The sequence below is a fragment of the Hominimerdicola aceti genome, assembly GCF_025567495.1.
Taxonomy (GTDB): Bacteria; Bacillota; Clostridia; order Oscillospirales; family Ruminococcaceae; genus Hominimerdicola; species Hominimerdicola aceti.
The window spans coordinates 1-17,557 of record NZ_JAOQJZ010000012.1; the positions used below are offsets into that span (position 1 = coordinate 1).

At 45.9% G+C, this 17,557-nt stretch carries 21 protein-coding genes and 1 pseudogene; all 22 read left to right on the forward strand.

Features of this window, described 5'->3' with window-relative positions; translation table 11 throughout:
- Positions 1-311, forward strand: a pseudogene (locus OCV57_RS10820) (hypothetical protein); the annotation flags it as partial.
- Positions 304-699 carry a hypothetical protein gene (locus tag OCV57_RS10825; protein WP_267301549.1) on the forward strand — a complete coding sequence of 132 codons (396 nt, stop codon included), beginning with the start codon at positions 304-306 and terminating at the stop codon, positions 697-699. The pseudogene OCV57_RS10820 and the gene OCV57_RS10825, both read left to right, overlap by 8 nt.
- Before the next feature lie 353 nt (positions 700-1,052).
- The gene (locus tag OCV57_RS10830; RefSeq protein WP_117940085.1) at positions 1,053-1,388 is read left to right on the forward strand and encodes an HNH endonuclease; all 336 of its coding nucleotides are present in this window, start codon (positions 1,053-1,055) and stop codon (positions 1,386-1,388) included.
- Positions 1,389-1,500: 112 nt separating this feature from the next.
- Complete coding sequence (locus OCV57_RS10835; RefSeq protein WP_267301552.1) at positions 1,501-2,745, forward strand: phage portal protein; 1,245 nt, start codon at positions 1,501-1,503, stop codon at positions 2,743-2,745.
- Positions 2,738-4,285, forward strand: a complete 1,548-nt coding sequence (locus OCV57_RS10840; RefSeq protein WP_267301553.1) for a hypothetical protein — start codon at positions 2,738-2,740, stop codon at positions 4,283-4,285. Before OCV57_RS10835 ends, OCV57_RS10840 begins: the two co-directional genes overlap by 8 nt.
- Positions 4,282-4,494 (forward strand): hypothetical protein, encoded by a 213-nt coding sequence (locus OCV57_RS10845; protein ID WP_267301554.1) that lies wholly within the window; start codon positions 4,282-4,284, stop codon positions 4,492-4,494. The genes OCV57_RS10840 and OCV57_RS10845 overlap by 4 nt, the downstream gene beginning before the upstream one ends.
- A 57-nt stretch (positions 4,495-4,551) precedes the next feature.
- Positions 4,552-4,794: a DUF6275 family protein gene (locus OCV57_RS10850; RefSeq protein ID WP_118157337.1), complete on the forward strand. Its 243-nt coding sequence runs from the start codon at positions 4,552-4,554 to the stop codon at positions 4,792-4,794.
- A gap of 157 nt (positions 4,795-4,951) precedes the next feature.
- Entirely contained in the window at positions 4,952-6,286 is a 1,335-nt protein-coding gene (locus tag OCV57_RS10855) for a terminase (protein ID WP_267301555.1), read from the forward strand.
- A gap of 53 nt (positions 6,287-6,339) precedes the next feature.
- Positions 6,340-6,792, forward strand: coding sequence for a capsid assembly scaffolding protein Gp46 family protein (locus OCV57_RS10860; protein ID WP_267301556.1), 453 nt, complete (start codon positions 6,340-6,342; stop codon positions 6,790-6,792).
- A gap of 18 nt (positions 6,793-6,810) precedes the next feature.
- Entirely contained in the window at positions 6,811-7,710 is a 900-nt protein-coding gene (locus tag OCV57_RS10865) for a phage major capsid protein (RefSeq protein WP_267301557.1), read from the forward strand.
- Positions 7,711-7,723: 13 nt separating this feature from the next.
- The gene (locus tag OCV57_RS10870; protein ID WP_267301559.1) at positions 7,724-8,122 is read left to right on the forward strand and encodes a phage Gp19/Gp15/Gp42 family protein; all 399 of its coding nucleotides are present in this window, start codon (positions 7,724-7,726) and stop codon (positions 8,120-8,122) included.
- The gene (locus OCV57_RS10875; protein WP_267301560.1) at positions 8,119-8,460 is read left to right on the forward strand and encodes a hypothetical protein; all 342 of its coding nucleotides are present in this window, start codon (positions 8,119-8,121) and stop codon (positions 8,458-8,460) included. The genes OCV57_RS10870 and OCV57_RS10875 overlap by 4 nt, the downstream gene beginning before the upstream one ends.
- Positions 8,453-8,710, forward strand: coding sequence for a hypothetical protein (locus OCV57_RS10880; protein WP_267301561.1), 258 nt, complete (start codon positions 8,453-8,455; stop codon positions 8,708-8,710). Before OCV57_RS10875 ends, OCV57_RS10880 begins: the two co-directional genes overlap by 8 nt.
- A complete protein-coding gene (locus OCV57_RS10885; protein ID WP_267301562.1) occupies positions 8,707-9,051 on the forward strand; it encodes a hypothetical protein in 345 nt (114 codons plus the stop codon). Before OCV57_RS10880 ends, OCV57_RS10885 begins: the two co-directional genes overlap by 4 nt.
- Before the next feature lie 7 nt (positions 9,052-9,058).
- On the forward strand, positions 9,059-9,616 hold the full coding sequence (locus OCV57_RS10890; protein ID WP_267301564.1) for a phage tail tube protein: 558 nt from the start codon (positions 9,059-9,061) through the stop codon (positions 9,614-9,616).
- A 3-nt stretch (positions 9,617-9,619) separates the two neighbouring features.
- Positions 9,620-9,880, forward strand: a complete 261-nt coding sequence (locus OCV57_RS10895; protein WP_267301566.1) for a hypothetical protein — start codon at positions 9,620-9,622, stop codon at positions 9,878-9,880.
- 14 nt (positions 9,881-9,894) lie between these two features.
- On the forward strand, positions 9,895-10,260 hold the full coding sequence (locus tag OCV57_RS10900) for a DUF5361 domain-containing protein (protein WP_267301567.1): 366 nt from the start codon (positions 9,895-9,897) through the stop codon (positions 10,258-10,260).
- 1 nt (position 10,261) lies between these two features.
- Positions 10,262-12,367 (forward strand): phage tail protein, encoded by a 2,106-nt coding sequence (locus OCV57_RS10905; RefSeq protein WP_267301569.1) that lies wholly within the window; start codon positions 10,262-10,264, stop codon positions 12,365-12,367.
- On the forward strand, positions 12,360-13,136 hold the full coding sequence (locus tag OCV57_RS10910) for a hypothetical protein (protein WP_267301570.1): 777 nt from the start codon (positions 12,360-12,362) through the stop codon (positions 13,134-13,136). The genes OCV57_RS10905 and OCV57_RS10910 overlap by 8 nt, the downstream gene beginning before the upstream one ends.
- On the forward strand, positions 13,136-14,980 hold the full coding sequence (locus OCV57_RS10915; RefSeq protein ID WP_267301571.1) for a phage tail protein: 1,845 nt from the start codon (positions 13,136-13,138) through the stop codon (positions 14,978-14,980). Before OCV57_RS10910 ends, OCV57_RS10915 begins: the two co-directional genes overlap by 1 nt.
- Before the next feature lie 12 nt (positions 14,981-14,992).
- Positions 14,993-15,388 carry a hypothetical protein gene (locus tag OCV57_RS10920; RefSeq protein WP_267301572.1) on the forward strand — a complete coding sequence of 132 codons (396 nt, stop codon included), beginning with the start codon at positions 14,993-14,995 and terminating at the stop codon, positions 15,386-15,388.
- 12 nt (positions 15,389-15,400) lie between these two features.
- On the forward strand, positions 15,401-17,557 hold a 2,157-nt coding region (locus OCV57_RS10925), incomplete at its 3' end, for a hypothetical protein (protein WP_267301573.1).

A 17,557-nucleotide genomic window follows, 5' to 3' on the forward strand; every position in this document is an offset into this window, starting at 1 on the left:
GATATATTGACGCAGACAATCTGATTAACGAACTATCGGCGGCGTGTATGCCGATATATGAAAAAGGCATAACGGGTATTCTGGGTGACAACAGCAGCATTGCCGATATAATCAACGAACAGCCTACCGCAGTTGTGCAGGAGGTGAAGCGTGGGTATTGGAAATTTAACCAGTACAGCAAAGTGGTTGCTAGTTTTACATGTTCTGAATGCCAAACCCGTTTTTATAATTTTGGTAATTCAAAAATTCTGAGCCCGACACCATACTGCCCTAACTGCGGAGCTAGAATGGGCGGTGTTGCTAATGGCTGACCCAATGACCATGTCACGCCTGAAAGCCTACCGCAGGAACGCCTCAGCCATTGAGGACATCAAGGCGGAGCTTTCGGGCAAGTACGTTGCCGACAGTATCAGCGTATGCACTCCGCCGTCCTACACGCCACACAGCACACGCATAGACGGCTTTCTACCAAGCGGTGATACACTTTCACTGCTGTGCGAGCAGGCTCGACTAGAGCGTGAGCAGAGGTCTGTGGAGGAGTTTATCAAGGGGATAGAGGACTATCAGACACGGCGAATGTTCGTGCTGAAATTCATCAAGGGTAAGACGTACTTGCAGATAGCTATGCAGGTTAGTGGTGGGAGAATGTCAGAGAGCGGAGTGCGAATGAAAATTCAAAGATATTTGCAAGAAAAGTGAAAGTTGTGCGGTTTGTGCGTTTTACCTATGTTATAATTTAAACTGAGGAAAGTGTAGATGTACCTCAGACTTGTACTTTCATTGAAGTCACCTCCAATTTTCTAAGCCCCGTAAGGGGCTTATGCAGAACGTGAGTGCATGAGCTTGCGTTCTGTTCCATACGGTCAGCTGGTTTTCCGACAAAGCCAACACATAATATTTGAACCGCCGCCAAGCTTTCGGGCTTCGGGCGGTGTATGCAGGTCGAGAGCGTGCCAGCTCAACATCTGCTCCACCATTTACAAAACTCCTTAAATTATTTTCACGAAGGCGGCTGCATTTTGCGGTCGCTTTTGCGTTGAGAAGGTGACCTTATGCCAATACCAAGACCAGACCGAAGCGGTTCACACCAACAGCAGTTCCGTATCAACAAGAAGAAAATCTACGCTACCCAAACAGTTTGCGGTATCTGTGGGAAACCTGTTGATTTTTCACTAAAGTATCCTCACCCTCTGTCGGCTTGTATAGATCATATCATACCCATTGCAAAAGGCGGTCACCCTTCGGACATTTCAAACTTGCAGTTGGCACATTGGTGTTGTAATCGTCAGAAATCTGACAAATTGGTGGAAAAACAGGTGTTTGACCAGTCTCTCGACCTGATTTCCAACCGAATTTTACCACAATGCTACGATTGGAAGAATTTTTAACAAATTATTGACGATATGGGGGGTATGCCCCCTTTTGAGGTCAAAAATGACCTTCACCGCCGCACTGCTTATATTTCTCGCAGAGTTGAAATAATTGGAAAGGATATACAAGATGAGCGAATACAAAGGCATGGCATATTTGAAAAAGAAGCTTTCTTCAAAGGCTTCGAGGGTCAATGTGCGCTATGACTACTATCACATGAAGAACGGCCTTACTGACATGGGCAAAATGATACCACCAAGCTATAACTGGATGCGTCCTGTGCTAGGCTGGTGTGCAAAAGCTGTTGATACCCTTGCGGACAGAATAGTATTTGACAGCTTTGAGGACAACACTTTCTACGTCAACGAGATATTTGACAACAATAATCGTGACGTGTTCTTTGATTCTGCTATTCTCTCAGCGTTGGTGTCCTCCTGCTGTTTTGTGTATATCTCGGCTGATGAAACAGGTTATCCACGCTTGCAGGTCATTGACGGCAGTAACGCTACTGGCATCATCGACCCTATCACGAATATGCTCCGTGAGGGCTATGCAGTACTTGACAGGGATAATAATTTCAACCCCACCATTGAAGCTTACTTCACCGCCGAACAGACAGAGATATATCGCAGAGGCTATGATGTTGAGATCTATGACAATCCTGCGCCTTATCCTCTGCTTGTGCCTATCATATACCGCCCTGATGCAGTTCGTCCTTTCGGTCACAGCAGGATATCAAGGGCGTGCATGGAACTTGTGCAGGAAGCTATGAGAACGCTCAGGCGGTCGGAAGTATCAGCTGAGTTTTACAGTTTCCCACAAAAATATATACTCGGCCTTTCAAATGATGCCGAGAAAATGGCCGAGAAAATGGACAAATGGGGTGCAACAATGTCCTCACTGCTGACTATCACCAAAGATGATGACGGCGGCAATCCTACTGTCGGACAGTTTCAGCAGCAGTCCATGTCACCATACTCTGAACAGCTTAAGTCTATAGCTTCACTGTTCGCTGGAGAAACAGGGCTGACCCTTGACGACTTGGGCTTTGCGACATCCAATCCTGCCAGCTGTGAAGCTATCCGTGCGGCTCACGAAAACCTCAGGCTTACCGCACGCAAGGCACAGAGAACGTTTGGAAGTGGTTTCCTTAACGTGGCTTATCTTGCCGCTTGCGTTCGTGATAACATGGCCTATATGCGCTATGCTTTCAGTGACATCAAACCGCAGTGGCTTCCTATTTTTGAACCTGATTCTGCGGCACTCTCGGGTGTGGGCGACGCTATTTTGAAAATTAATCAGGCTGTTCCTGACTATCTGGGTGCAAAGGGTATCCGTCAGCTCACAGGCATAGAGGGTGAAAACAATGGCTGATATCGGTGCAGAACTGCTTGGAAAAATTCGTGCCGAGTTTCAAAATTCGTGCAAGGCCGACAAGTACATTCAATCTGTCTTGAAGAAAATAGAGGGCGGCACTGCGAAAATGGAAGAAGTCGCCCTATTATCGAAACAGCTCGGGTTTAGAGTTTCTCAGGCTATCGGTACACACGTCAACGTAGCGGCATTGCCTGACGGCAAGATGTACTACAACATTGCCGATACCATACTCACGGGCGTGCTCAAGGACAACTACGATGTTATAAACTCTGCTGCCGCAGAATGCCAAAAAGCACTTGACAGCCAAGCAGGCATAAACATCACACCTCAACAGGCTGCTTTCCCTACCGAGCGTGTGCAGGCAGTAGTTAATGCGGCTTCTGTACCGGATATTGCAGAAGATAAGATGATACGGCGAATGACAGCTCCGGCGCAGAACATCACTGAGAGTTTTTACAACGATTATGTTCAAAAAAACGTGAAGCTCCGTTCTGATGCAGGACTGGACTGCTACATCATTCGCAACGATCACGGTGGCTGCTGTAAGTGGTGTTCAAAGCTTGCAGGTAAATATCACTATCCCGAAGATGTCCCCAAAGACGTTTACCGCAGGCATGATAACTGCGGCTGTACTGTTACATACCTCAACGGCAGAAAGGCACAAAACGTGTGGAGCAAGACCAGGTGGGACATCTCAGATGAAGAGCTTGAGCAGATGAAGAAAGCCGGTTCAAGACAGCCTGTGAGGCTTGACAAACGTGGCGTAAGTGGTATAATGAAGGAAAATAGCAGTATGGCTAAATTCATTCCTGCTGATACCATTGAAAATGCCAAGGAATATACACTAAAATTTGCCGACAAAGTTAATGTGAAAAATGTCAAAAATCTCAATTCACTTAATACGGTGAATGAAACATTAACTGACTTAACTGCAAAATACCCCGTTGATAAGTTACAAGATATAAATTGTTCGTCAACACTAAAAAAAGCAAACGCTCGAGCAAATGGTAGAGGATTGGATATAAGCACTAAATATCTTAACGAACCACCAGCAATGGTTACCGATTGGAAAACAAGGAATGAGAAATTTGCCAAGCTTATTCCTGAATATCAAGCAGCAATAAGCAGTGGCAAATATAGTGCTGCACAGGTCAGAAAATTAAAGAAAGACCTTGTTCAAATAGAAGAAGGCATAAAATATAGCCGGTGGAGTATGTCAAGTACATTCAGTGGCACAAATGCGGTAAAAGCAACAGTAGCACATGAATATGGGCACATTATTGCAGATCAATATTTCGGGCAAATTAACAGAGGTCTGTATTGTGAAAATTATGGTGATCCAAGAAGTGTGAAAATAAAAAGCATGGTTGATGATGCTTTTCGCAAGGCAAAGCAGACAGGCGATATTTATAGCATTTCGCAGTATGCAAGCACGGACAGTCACGAGTTTTTTGCAGAATGTTTTTGTGCACATTACCACGGAGAAAAATTTCCTGATTATATTGAGCAAATGTTAAAGGAGGCATTGACAAAATGAAACAATGTAAAAATTGCATTTCTTATGATGCTGAAATGGAAGCACTTCGTCAAAGCGGCGATGATGTTATTATTGTCGGGCATGAAAATGACGAAGAAAAAAATTATTGTTTGACATATCCAGAGGGCATACCGTTAGAAATAGCAAAAGACAGGTGTGCTTGTGAATTAAAAATTTCTAAAGAAGATTTTAAAAACAATAATGCTTGACCGCTCCGCTACGGCGAGGCGGTATTTTTATACCCAAAATCAGAAAGGACGGATATTATGGACGAAAAAGCAATAGAAATTGTGAAAGATTACATTGGAGAACATCTTGATAAATCAGATATAAAGCCTGATTTTGAAGTTTATACAGTATGGAAATGCAAGACATTGCAGAACTGGAAATACTTGCTTTCAAGTACTCTCTTTGACGGTATGTATTACGAGTTGACATATAACGGTGATAAGAAAGAATGGTATCTTGATGCATACAAGAAATTTGAGAACAAGGTCATTAGAGGATAATAGTTGTTCAAACATCGGAATCAAGCACCTTAAAGGGTGCTTTTTTCGTACCTAAAGGAGGTAATCCACTATTGAGGATAAGAGAGTCGGCAGGCAGACCCCCACCATATCGGTAGTGTTGCCGTATGAACAGACTAAAGGCAATGAGGCTATCGCAATGTATAACAAATCAGGGCGCACCGCACAGGAATGGCAGGAGTTAATGCTTTATGACATCATGGCGGTGGACGATGAGGGATTGTGGAAGCACATGAAATTCGGCTGGTCGATACCAAGACGTAACGGCAAGTCGGAGCTGCTTATTATGCGTGCGATCTATGGCCTGCAAAATGGTGAACATGTGCTTTATACCGCCCACAGGACAACAACGTCACATTCGGCGTGGGAGAAGATCATCGACCTTATCACAAAAATGGGTTTTCTTGAAAAAGAGGACTTCAAGACCACAAAGCAGATGGGCTTGGAGCGTATACAATGGCTCAAAGGCGACGGACTTATCAATTTCCGTACACGTTCCAGCAAAGGCGGACTTGGCGAGGGCTATGACCTGCTTATCATAGACGAAGCACAGGAATACACCACAGACCAAGAAACAGCCCTAAAATATACCGTCACAGACAGTCGCAACCCTCAGACCTTGATGTGCGGAACGCCGCCAACAATGGTGTCCGCTGGTACGGTTTTTACGAAGTACAGACAAAAGACGATATCGGGCAAAGGCGGTGATGACGGCTGGGCTGAATGGTCTGTGCCGAAGCTCACGAACGCGCATGATCCTGAGCTTTGGTACGCCACTAATCCGTCTTTAGGCACTATCCTCACAGAGCGTAAGATACGCTCAGAGCTTGGCGACCCGAAAGACGATCAGGTTGACGATAACATCCAGCGTTTAGGTTTGTGGCTGACCTATAATCAGAAGTCGGCTATCAGCAAGGGAGAATGGCAGGCACTTTGTATCAACGGTAAGCCCGATATCAGCAGAGAGCTGTTTTTCGGCATCAAGTATGCAAAAGTCACGGATAATGTATCTTTGGCTGTCGCTGCGAAAACAGCAGACGGCAAGATATTTGTCGAGGCTATCGACTGCCGCCCTGTAAGAGAGGGAAACGGCTGGATAATCGCATATCTGCGCAATCCGCATATGCGTGAAACCGTCATTGACGGAGCGAACGGACAGTCTTTGCTTGCGGCGGATATGAAGAACGCAGGTATCAAGCGCAAACCTATCCTGCCGAAAGTCGCTGATGTGATCACTTCGTCAGCAGGTTTTGAGCGAGGAGTATTCGCGCAGAATATTTGTCACGCTGACCAACCTTCCCTTGAACAGGTCATTGCCAACTGTGAACACAGAGCGATAAGCTCAGGCGGAGGTTTTGGCTATACCTCAATTCTTGAGGGCGCCGACATATCACTGCTTGAGGCGGTGGTACTTGCTCACTGGGCGTGCGCTAACTCTTCGGACAAGAAGAAAGTACAGAAAATAAGCTGGTAACAGTTTATTATATATCACCTACACCGCAGGGTAAAGCGGGGAAAGGAAACACTATGGCAGAATTTGAAGCTATAACAACACAGGAAGCCTTCGACAATGCGATAAAGGCAAGGCTCGACCGCAACACGGATACAGTCAAGAAACAGTTTGAGGGTTATATTTCCCCTGACGACTTCAAGACAAAGACAGCCGACCTTAACGGCAAGATCACCGACCTTACAGGCAAGCTTGCGGAAAAGGATACAGCTATCGCAGACCTCACGGCTAAGAACAAGGCATACGAGACCAGCTCGGTAAAAATGAGAATTGCCCACGAAAACGGTATTCCTTATGAGCTTGCGAACAAGCTTTCAGGGGACACAGAAGAAGCTATCAAGAAGGACGCTGAAACATTTGCAAAGTTTATCGGCAAGAAGCAGACAGCCCCTCTTGGTCACGCAGAACACAATCACGCAGACGGCAAGAATGCGGCATATAAGTCGCTGCTTGCAGGTCTTATAAAGTAAAGAAAGGAAGTAATATTTATGCCAGATATTCTCTCAAAGGAAAATAAGTTTGACCCTGTTCTTGTAACAGAACTTTTTGACAAGGTTAAGGGTAAGTCCTCATTGGCTGCTCTTTGCGACCAGACACCTATCGCATTCAACGGACAGAAAGAGTACATTTTCACAATGGATGATGAAGCAGATCTCGTGGGTGAAAACGGCAAAAAGACAAGGGGAAGCGTTGCACTTGCACCTGTGACTATCGTTCCTGTTAAGCTTGAGTACGGCTCACGAATTTCAGACGAATTTCTCTACGCTTCTGAGGAAGCTCAGATAGACATTCTGAGAAATTTCTCTGACGGCTTTGCAAAGAAAGTGGCAAGAGCCCTTGACATCATGGCTTTTCACGGCGTTAATCCAAGAGCCAAGACAGCTTCTACGCTTATAGGTACAAACCACTTTGACAACGGCGTAACTGTGATAAAGCAGGACAGCACGTCACCAAAGACTCCTGACGCTCTTATCGAGGAGGCTATCGCCGCAGTGCAGGACAACGAATATGATATCTCAGGTCTTACAATGGCGCCGTCATTCAGATCCGACCTTGCAAAAATGGTGGACACAAGCGGCAGAAAGATTTATCCTGACCTTGCTTGGGGCAATGCACCGACTTCTATGAACGGCATTCAGACAGTTACTAACAACACTGTTTCGTTCAATTCAAGCAAAGACCTTGCCATTGTGGGCGACTTTGCGAGAGCCTTTAAGTGGGGCTACTCAAAGGAAATTCCACTTTCAATCATTCCGTATGGTGATCCTGACAACAGCGGACAGGACCTCAAGGGCTACAATCAGGTATACATCAGAGCCGAAGCATATATCGGTTGGGGCATTCTCGACAAGTCCGCATTTGCTGTCATTCAGTCAGCTGCTAAGTAAGGGGGCGGCATAAATGGCGGCAGAGTACGCAACTATTGAAGATGTTATAAAGCTTGGCCGAAAGCTCACGGCTGAGGAGCAGGAAAAGGCGGCGGCCCTGCTGCCTGTCGCCTGCGCAAAGCTTTCAACTGCCTGCAAGAAGTATGGCAAAGATCTTGACCTTATGATAGCTGATGAACCTGACGTTGAACTTGTGGCAAAAGATATCATAGTTCGTGCCACACTGAGAGCTGTTGACGCTATAGCGGACAGCTCTCCTGCGACTTCGCAGGCTTCACAATCGGCTATGGGCTATTCAGTATCAATGACCTATCTCAACGCAGGACAGCAACTGTATTTTCTCAGAAATGAGCTGAAAGAACTGGGCGTTATGCGGCAGAGATACGGAGCTATGGAGGTATATGACGTATGAGACTAAGCATCAAGGGCATACCCGTTAAGCTTTCTGTAAAAACGCAGACAGGTATTGACGGCTTTAACAGACCTACATATGAGGTATTTCAGGAAGTTGTCGAAAACGTGCTTGTGGGCGAGCCGTCCGCAGAGGACGTAGTAAACGAGCTTAATTTATCGGGCAAACGCATAGCTTACACTCTTGCGATACCAAAGGGAGATACACACGTTTGGGAAGACACAGAAGTCGAGTTCTTCGGCAGAAAATTCCGCACCATAGGTCTTCCGACAGAGGGCATTGAAGAAAATTTGCCGCTCAGTTGGAACAAGAAAGTCAAGGTGGAACGCTATGAGTAAAGTTAAGATAGAGCTTGACCACAACGCAGTTGCGGCGTTTCTCTGCTCTGCACCTGTTGAAAACATGGTCAAGGGATATGCTGACAGAGCCGTTCAACGTCTTGGCACGGGGCATAAAGCGTATACTATCACATGGACAAGGTACCCGAAAATGCGCCGTAAGGTCGCTATCGTCAAGGCTAAAACCAAGAAGGCTCAGCGTGCTAATCTTAGAGATAACACACTTTTAAAGGCGGTGCTTGGCAAGTGATAGAGAAGATAATTCTTGACTGGCTGGGAGCAAAGCTTAACGTTTCGGCTTATCTTGAAGAACCTAAAAACCCACCAAAAGAGTATGTGCTTATCGACAAGCTAGGCTCGGCAGAGAATGATTTTATCACATCTGCCACCATAGCCGTTCAGAGCTACTCAGCGAGCCTATACGGGGCGGCAGAACTTAACGCAAAAGTTAAAAAGGCTATGTCTGAAAGCGTGTCACAGGGCGATGTATGCCGCTGTGCGTGCACGTCAGACTACAACTATACAGACACGGAAACAAAACGATATCGCTATCAGGCGGTATTCGATGTAACCTACTACGACGAGGAGTGATAATACTATGGCAAACAACAAAGATAACGTATCAACAGGCAAGCCAAAGGTAGGCGGAGCGGTTTTCACAGCGGTCACAGGATCTACACTGCCAACGGATGCAACAACAGCACTTGACGCAGCGTTCAAAAGTTTGGGCTACTGTTCAGAAGACGGAGTAACAAACAGTTCTGGCATTTCTACTGAAAACATCAAAGCCTGGGGCGGAGATATTGTTGACACACCGCAGACAGAAAAAACGGACACTTTCAAGGTAAAGCTGATAGAGTGTACCAATACAGATGTGCTGAAAACTGTCTACAATGGCAGCAATGTTTCGGGCGACCTTGACACTGGTCTGACTATCAAGGTCAACAGCGCAGAGCATGAAGATCAGGCGTTTGTTTTCGATATGATACTGAAAAATAACGTGCTGAAAAGAGTGGTCGTTCCGTTCGGCAAGGTGACGGAGATATCTGACATCACCTACAAGGACAACGAGGCTATCGGCTATGAGCTGACTATCACGGCCACACCTGATGAAAACGGCAATACGCACTATGAGTACATGAAAAAGGGGGAATAACCTATGCTGACAGGTAAGACAGAGAGCGGTTTTGAGTTTGAAATAGAGGAGAAGACCCTTGACGACTATGAATTTATCGAAGCTGTCGGCAAGTGTGAACAGGGCGACCCCATTGCATATGTCAAGGTAGTTGACGCCGCTCTGGGAAGCAAGAAAGAAAAAGCTTTCGAGAAGATAAGAGAAAAGTGCGGCTATGTATCGGCTAAAGAGATAACAAAGCTTATCGTGGAGATTTTCCAGACACCTAAGACAAAAAACTCCTAGTCCTTGCCGCTGTCATGGAGCGCTATCCTGATGAGCTTGATTGCGATATGGCACAGTATTATCACATATACGACTTTAAGTCGCTGCCTGCACGAAAGGTGGCGACTTTTCTTTGTGGCCTTGACAGTTCATCACGGGTCAAGCGCAAACTTAATGATGTTGGCGGTTCGTTTTCTGAAATACTGCTTGCGCTGATATTTGACCGCCTGCAATGGATATGCTGGTCGCAGACAAAGGACGGTCAAAAGGGCGTGAACAGACCGCAGCCAATGGCTGAAAAGCTCATAGGTAAGAATGACAGCGACAGTGAGATAACAGCGTTCCAAAGCGGTGAGGATTATGAGGAAGCAAGAAGAAAAATCTTAGGAAAGGAGGGCTAACATGGCAGAAGAAAACGGCACACAGTTGGGCAAAGCATATGTGCAGATAGTTCCGTCTATGCAAGGGCTTGCATCAGAGCTGAGAAGAGCGTTCGGGGATAGTATGCCCGATGGTCACAGGTTTGGAAGCTCTCTTGGCGGCAAGGTCGTTTCAGGTTTTGGGAGCACTATCAAAAAGGGCTTTGCACTTGCCGCAAAAGCTGGTATAGCAACTATATCGGCAGCAAGTGCAGGAATAGGTGCTATAGTCAAAAGCTCTGCGAGCGCATATGCGGACTATGAGCAGAACATAGGCGGTATAGAAACGCTGTTCAAGGATAACGCCGATACTATCGTAAAGTACGCCAGTGAGGCATACAAGACCGCAGGAATATCGGCTAATGACTATATGCAGAACGTCACAAGCTTTTCTGCTTCACTTCTGCAAGGCTTGGGCGGTGATACTGCACAGGCGGCTGAGATAGCTAATGAGGCTATGGTAGATATGTCGGACAATGCCAACAAAATGGGTACGGACATATCTTCTATCCAGAACGCTTATCAGGGCTTTGCAAAGCAGAACTATACCATGCTCGATAACTTAAAACTGGGCTATGGCGGTACACAGGCGGAAATGGCAAGGCTAATCAACGATTCAGGCGTGCTTGGGGATTCGATAAAGGTCAATGAAAAGACCGTCAACAGCGTGTCATTTGACAAAATGATAGAGGCTATCCACAAGGTACAGACCGAACTTGACATCACAGGTACAACTTCAAAAGAAGCGGCAACAACAGTTTCCGGTTCTCTTGGTTCTGTGAAAGCAGCGTGGGCAAACCTTATGGCAGGAATGGGTGACAAAAACGCTGACCTGAAAAATCTTATCAAAGAAATGGTAAGCACAGTAAAGACCTTTGCAAAGAACATTATGCCTGTCATAAAGCAGGCTCTTTCAGGGGTCACAACGCTCATAAGTGAGCTTGCACCTGACATAGCAGCCGAGCTTCCACAGCTTGTGAGCGACCTGCTCCCACAGATCATAGAAGCAGGCACACAGATATTTCAGGCACTTGTAAAAGGTATTTCCGATAATATCGGTACGATAACGCAGGCGGCCATAACAGCCATTACAACTATCGCAACGGCGCTTATCCAGAACACAGGTCCTCTTGTGCAGGCGTTGGCAACTATCATAACCACTATTGCACAGGCTTTGCCAACTATTTTACCAGACCTTACAGAAGCGATAAAGCAGCAAATGCCATTGATATTGCAGGCTATACTTGACAGCTTACCTGCGATAATCGAATGTGCTACACAGATAATCGTAACAATAGCAGAAACATTAGCCAACAATATTAATCTTATTGTTGACGGCGCTGTCAAAATCATTGATACATTAGCAATGTCACTTTCTGATAGTGATACAGCTAAAAAGCTTACAGAAGCAGCATTTAAAATAGTATTTACCCTAACCAAAGAGATAGTAAAAAATCTTCCTGATATTCTTGCCAGCGGCATACTTATAGCTGTTGAAATTGTCAAGGGAATTGCACAAGGTATGGTGGACTTTTTTGCACCTGTTTCAGACGCTTTATCAGACAAACTGCTTGACCTTACAGACTGGTTTTCACGCAAGTGGAACGATTTTAAGGAGTGGGGTTCAGATATGATACAGGCGTTTATAGACGGCATAAAGGAGAAGTGGCAGAGCCTTAAAGACACTGTATGTGACGTAGCTTCAAGCGTTAAAGACTTTCTTGGCTTTTCTGAACCTGACAAGGGTCCTCTTTCAAATTTCCACACTTTTGCACCTGATATGATGGACCTTTTCGCAAAGGGCATAGCAGACAACGAGGACACTATCACAATGCAGTTCAACAGGTCACTGCAACCGCTTATGGATACGGATATCATACCGCCAAGCTTTTTGGCACTCCCCGAAAAGAGCGTGAATAACGGCGGTAATGATACCATGAACAAGATCATCGCCCTCTTAGAGACCTACTTCCCACAGCTTGCACAGCAAGGGAACATTTATCTTGACGGTGATAAGCTCACGTCAAAGGTGGACGGAAAGCTAGGTGAGAGGGTCACAAGCAACGAAAGGAGGCTTGCAAGTGTCTAGTGAATATATAGAATTTGGTGGTAAGAAGTCCACCGATTTCTATTTGGTTATCCAAAAGGACGGCGTTCAGATATCTCAGCCGGAGGAAAACAGGATAGAAGCCACCTTGCCATTTATGAACGGCTTTTATGACTTTTCCAAAATGGCAGGCGAAAGGACGTACAAACAGCGTGATATCACGATAAAATTCAGCCTTTCTGCAAAAGATGAAAACGAACTTTATCACAGAAAATGTGATGTTGTCCGTTGGCTCAGTGGAGCAAAGGACGAGTTGAGGATAAGCTTTCTGACGGACTATCACTTTGTGGGGGCAACGGCTGTGTTTGATACCTCCGCATTTGAGTTCACTTCACGGCGCACCGCTGATCTGACAGTGAACTTCAAAACGTATCCTTTCCTACGTTCTGATGATTACTCAGACATCGGATTTGACGACTTCAACTTTGAAACCGATTATCTGAATTTGACGGATATATCGCTGACAGCGGTCAAGCAGACACGATACGCCCCTCCTGCGACCCTGAAAGTCTATTCATATGCTGATAGACCAATACGCACACGTCTTTCTTACAAGCGCTCAGAGGACGACACAAAGAGTGTGGGCTTCACCTATTTTGCACTTAATGATGAGGAGATAAGTGCAAGCGTATACCGCAACACGGAGAAAGAATTTGACCTTGACGAGCTGACTTTACAGCCTGGTGTGAATACTCTTGCGGCTTATGGCTTCGGTACACTCACGCTCAAACTTTATGAGGAGGCACTCTGATGTTCATAGTAACGATAACAAACGGAGCTGAAAACACTATCATACACAGCGACGGCACAGACCGCATATCAGGCGGCAAGATAGCAAAGTCTATCAACGCTGTGGATAGTTTCAGCTTTACCATATATCCGAACAATGCAGGCTATGATTTCTTGAAACCGCTTACAACGGCTGTCAAGGTTTATGATGAAAACACTGGCAAGGACATTTTTATAGGCAGGGTCTTGAAGTGTCCTGACAGCATGGACGAGAGAGGTCTGATATGCCGTAAAGTCACCTGCGAGGGGCGTTTAGGTTGGCTATATGACAGTGTTCAGCCGTATGTTGAATACAAAATGGTAGGTATATCAACAGTACTTTCTTCGTTCCTCTCCAAACACAATGCACAGGTGGGTGCAGATAAGCGTATAGATCTGGGACAGGTCACTGTTACGGCAAGCAACAACTACACATATACTGCAAATTGGGACAAGACAATGAACGTCATTGCCGACAAGCTTATAGGAAAATTCGGTGGTGAGATACAGCTTCGTGATAAAGACGGCAAGGTATATCTTGACTATTTGGAGAACATAGGACACGGCACAGATACCACCATAGAGCTTGCGGTCAACCTTAAAACCATATCACGGGAAGTCGATGAAACGGCGGTCATAACACGTCTTTACCCTCTCGGCGCAAAGCTTACAGACAGCGAAAAGCGGTTGACCATCGGCACTGTGAATGGTGGCAAGGATTACATAGAGGACAGCTCACTTATCGCAAAATACGGCGTTATAAGCGGTCCGCAGATATGGGACGACGTTACCCTTGCGAGCAATCTTCTTAGCAAGGGCAAGGAGTATCTTAAATCTGTCAATCGTGCGAAAGTGCAGTATCAGATAACAGCACTTGACCTCTCGAGAATAGACAAACACATTGAGCAGTTTGAACTCGGCTGTTGGTACAGAGTAAAAAATAGTCTTATGGGCATAGACGAGGATTTGCGCATTGTGGGTATATCCATAGACCTTGACAATCCGCAGGCTTCACAGTTGACCTTCGGTGACCGATTTGAAACCCTTTCGGGCTTTATGACAGCGAAAACACAAAGCCTGCAATCTGCTATAGATAACTCTGAATTCAGAAATCGTCAGGTGATAGACAGCAAAATAGAGAATGCGACTAAACTTATCACAGGTGCAGAGGGCGGCAATGTTATTCTTGACCCACCAACAAAGCCAAGACGTGTTCTTATAATGGATACTGACAATATCGACACGTGTAAATCATGTATTCAGTTCAATCTAAATGGCATGGGATTTTGGAAGTCATCAGACGGTGGCTCTGCCAAAGAGGGTCCGTACACAAAAGCATGGACGATAGACGGAAATCTGATTACAGATTTTATTACGGCAAAGGTGCTGACAGGGCTTAAAATCAATAACGGCTCAGGTACCTTTTCGGTATCTGAGAACGGACACATTATCGCAAAGGCGTTGACTATGCTTGGTGGAAACATCAACATAGAAACAAACAGCAAGGATAATAGTGTTATAAAGCTATCCTACAAAGAATGGACGCTGGAACTTTCACCGCTTCAATGGGTGCTAAAAAACAGTACCATAGGCGGACACGTTGCTTGTCAGGCAGGAGGAGTTTTCCTATATTGGAATGACGAACTAAAGGTGAATATTGACAGTAACTCAGGCGATATCCGCACATATGCAGGCGGCAAGGCAAGCTTCTTTCTTGACACGAACAATCACTCCGTCAGTGTATATGATGAGAATGAAAAGCGACAGATATACCTTGAGGGCAACACGGGCACAGTTTATGCAAAGAATTTTCAGCAAACTAACTAAGGGGGCAAATTTATGGCAAACATAGACCTTTCACAATTTATAGAAACTGTATCAACAGCATTTGAAGGCAGACAGGTAAGGCAGGCATTTGTGGACGCACTGACGGCGGTGCAGACGGCGGTAAACGAGTTAGATCAGACGATAATCCAGCATAAAACAGCTACACAGGTTGTATCATCAGCAACTCCTACTGTGGCAGTACCGCTGGATATAGACGGCGACCCTGCACAGATAATTGTCACTCTCCGACAGGACGATACACCGACGCCATATCAGAATTTCTGCGTTCATGTAGCTAAATTCAATGGTAAATACAATGCGGTTATTTGCATGGGGCCGTCCGCTGGCTCTAGCACAGTCAGCGTGCCTGCTGGAACATATCGTGTAGACTATATCGTGATAGCATAGAGGGGTGATTAAATGACGATAACGCTAAACACAGATTACGATGTAACACTGAACACAGCCCTTTTGGGCTATGTTGGTGAAACTAATGCACGTCCCGTATCTGTCGAGGGCATGGAGATAGACGGCGCAGACCGCTATGTAATGACGATAGACTACGGCGACGGCGTGACATATGAGGTCGATATTACAGGCGGACAGTGGACACCTACGGCTGATATACTGCGTTCAGCGCAGACAGTCAGCTGCCAGATAGCAGCAAAGAAACTGTCAGGGCAGGAATATATCCTAGTAAAAAAATCACGCATTTTCCGCCTGAGAATAGGTACAGCAATCGGTGATACGGCTATCCCGTCACCTGATGTGGCGATGGACGCACTAGACCGCATAGACGCCATAGGCAGACAGGCGCACGCAGATATGCAGACAGCCGTCACCGCCGCAGAAACGGCAACTACGGCGGCAAATAACGCCGCTAAATCTGCCACAGCCACAGAGAAATCAGCCGACACGGCAACGCAGGCGGCGAAACGTGCTGAGACCGCACAGGCATCTGCAGAGACGTTCGCTACGCAGGCTGAAACGGCTAGACAGGGTGCAGAAACCGCACGCGCTGAGGCGGTCACAGCACAGAATAATGCTAAGGTATCCGCAGCCCAAGCATCAACGGCAGCACAGCAGGTCGAAGCCGACAAGACAATAACGGCTGGTTATGCCAAAACCGCTAAGACCTGCGCTGACAGCACTGCAGCAGACAGGCAGGCGGTGCAGGAAATGGCAACGCAGGTGACGGCTGACAAAACTACAGTGGCAGAAAACGCCGCTAAGGCCGCAGAGGACAGAACTGCTGCTGAAACCGCCGCGCAGACAGCACAATCCATAGCTGATAGTCTGCCAGAGGATTATGTTACGGCTGTTGGAAAAATCGCTGAGAACACGGCTGAAATTTCTGCGGTAAAGCTGACGGACAAGGAGTTACAACGCAGGGTAAATGCGTTATATGACATAGGTCAGGGTGTGACACATAAATTTGAAACCGATACGGATACGGCATACGTTAAGACTATTCCTACGGGCGGTAAACTGATGTCGGTGAAAAATATTGGTGGTAGGTCTATCATGTGGAATCAGCTGGTTAAACCAGTACCCACTGTAGTCACACAAGCGGGTGTAAAATTTACGTTTTCTAACGATGGTATTATTACATTGAATGGAACGGCTACCACAACAGGTAATGCAGTTTCTCTGCAATCCGTTAAAAATCAAAAAGGACATAAATATCTAATGGTTGCAAACCCATTGTCAGGTGTTTATGGAAAAGATCAATTGCAGTTTAGTTCGCAATCATATGGACAGGATTCTACAGGCCACGGGACTATAATCACAAATGAAAGTAGCAATGAAAAATGGTACTACACGTTATATGTGTATGAGGGCGTTACATATGATAACGTTAAACTACAACCACAGATTTATGACCTCACCGCCATGTTCGGTTCGGGAAACGAGCCCACAACTGTGGAAGAATTTGAGAAAATGTTCCCTGCTGATTACTACCCATATAACACTGGGGCAGTTGTCAGCGCTGGGGTGACAGAGGTCGCTGTGGGTGATACCGCCTACCCAATTCCCGAAGCAATCCGCAATCTGCCTGGCTACGGCTGGTCGGCAGGAACGGCACGAAATTACGTTGATTACGAAAATAAACGATACGTTCAGTGCGTGAACAGCGTTGATTTGGGGACGTTGACGTGGGTTGTGAGTCCCACTGGAAAAGTAAATTTTCAAACGTCGCAGGTTATAGGGCAAAAATTGACAAAAAGTTATAGCATTGCACCAAATTTCATGTGTTTAAAATATTCGACAAAAACGCAAGATGAATTGTGGGGCAAACCCAATGTGATAGGCATAACAGCTGCTGCAAACGTTGACGGATTTGTTTATGTCAACGATACGTCCTACACCGACGCCGCCGCATTTAAACAGGCAATGTCAGGTGTAATGCTATACTACGAACTAGAAACACCAATCGTGACGGACATATCAGACCTAATACCTGATGATTTCCTGCGAAACATCGAGGTCGAAGCAGGCGGTAGCATAACGTTCAAAAACGGCAATGACAACTATCACATACCAGTGCCAAGCGAGGAAGAATATATTGTGAAGTTG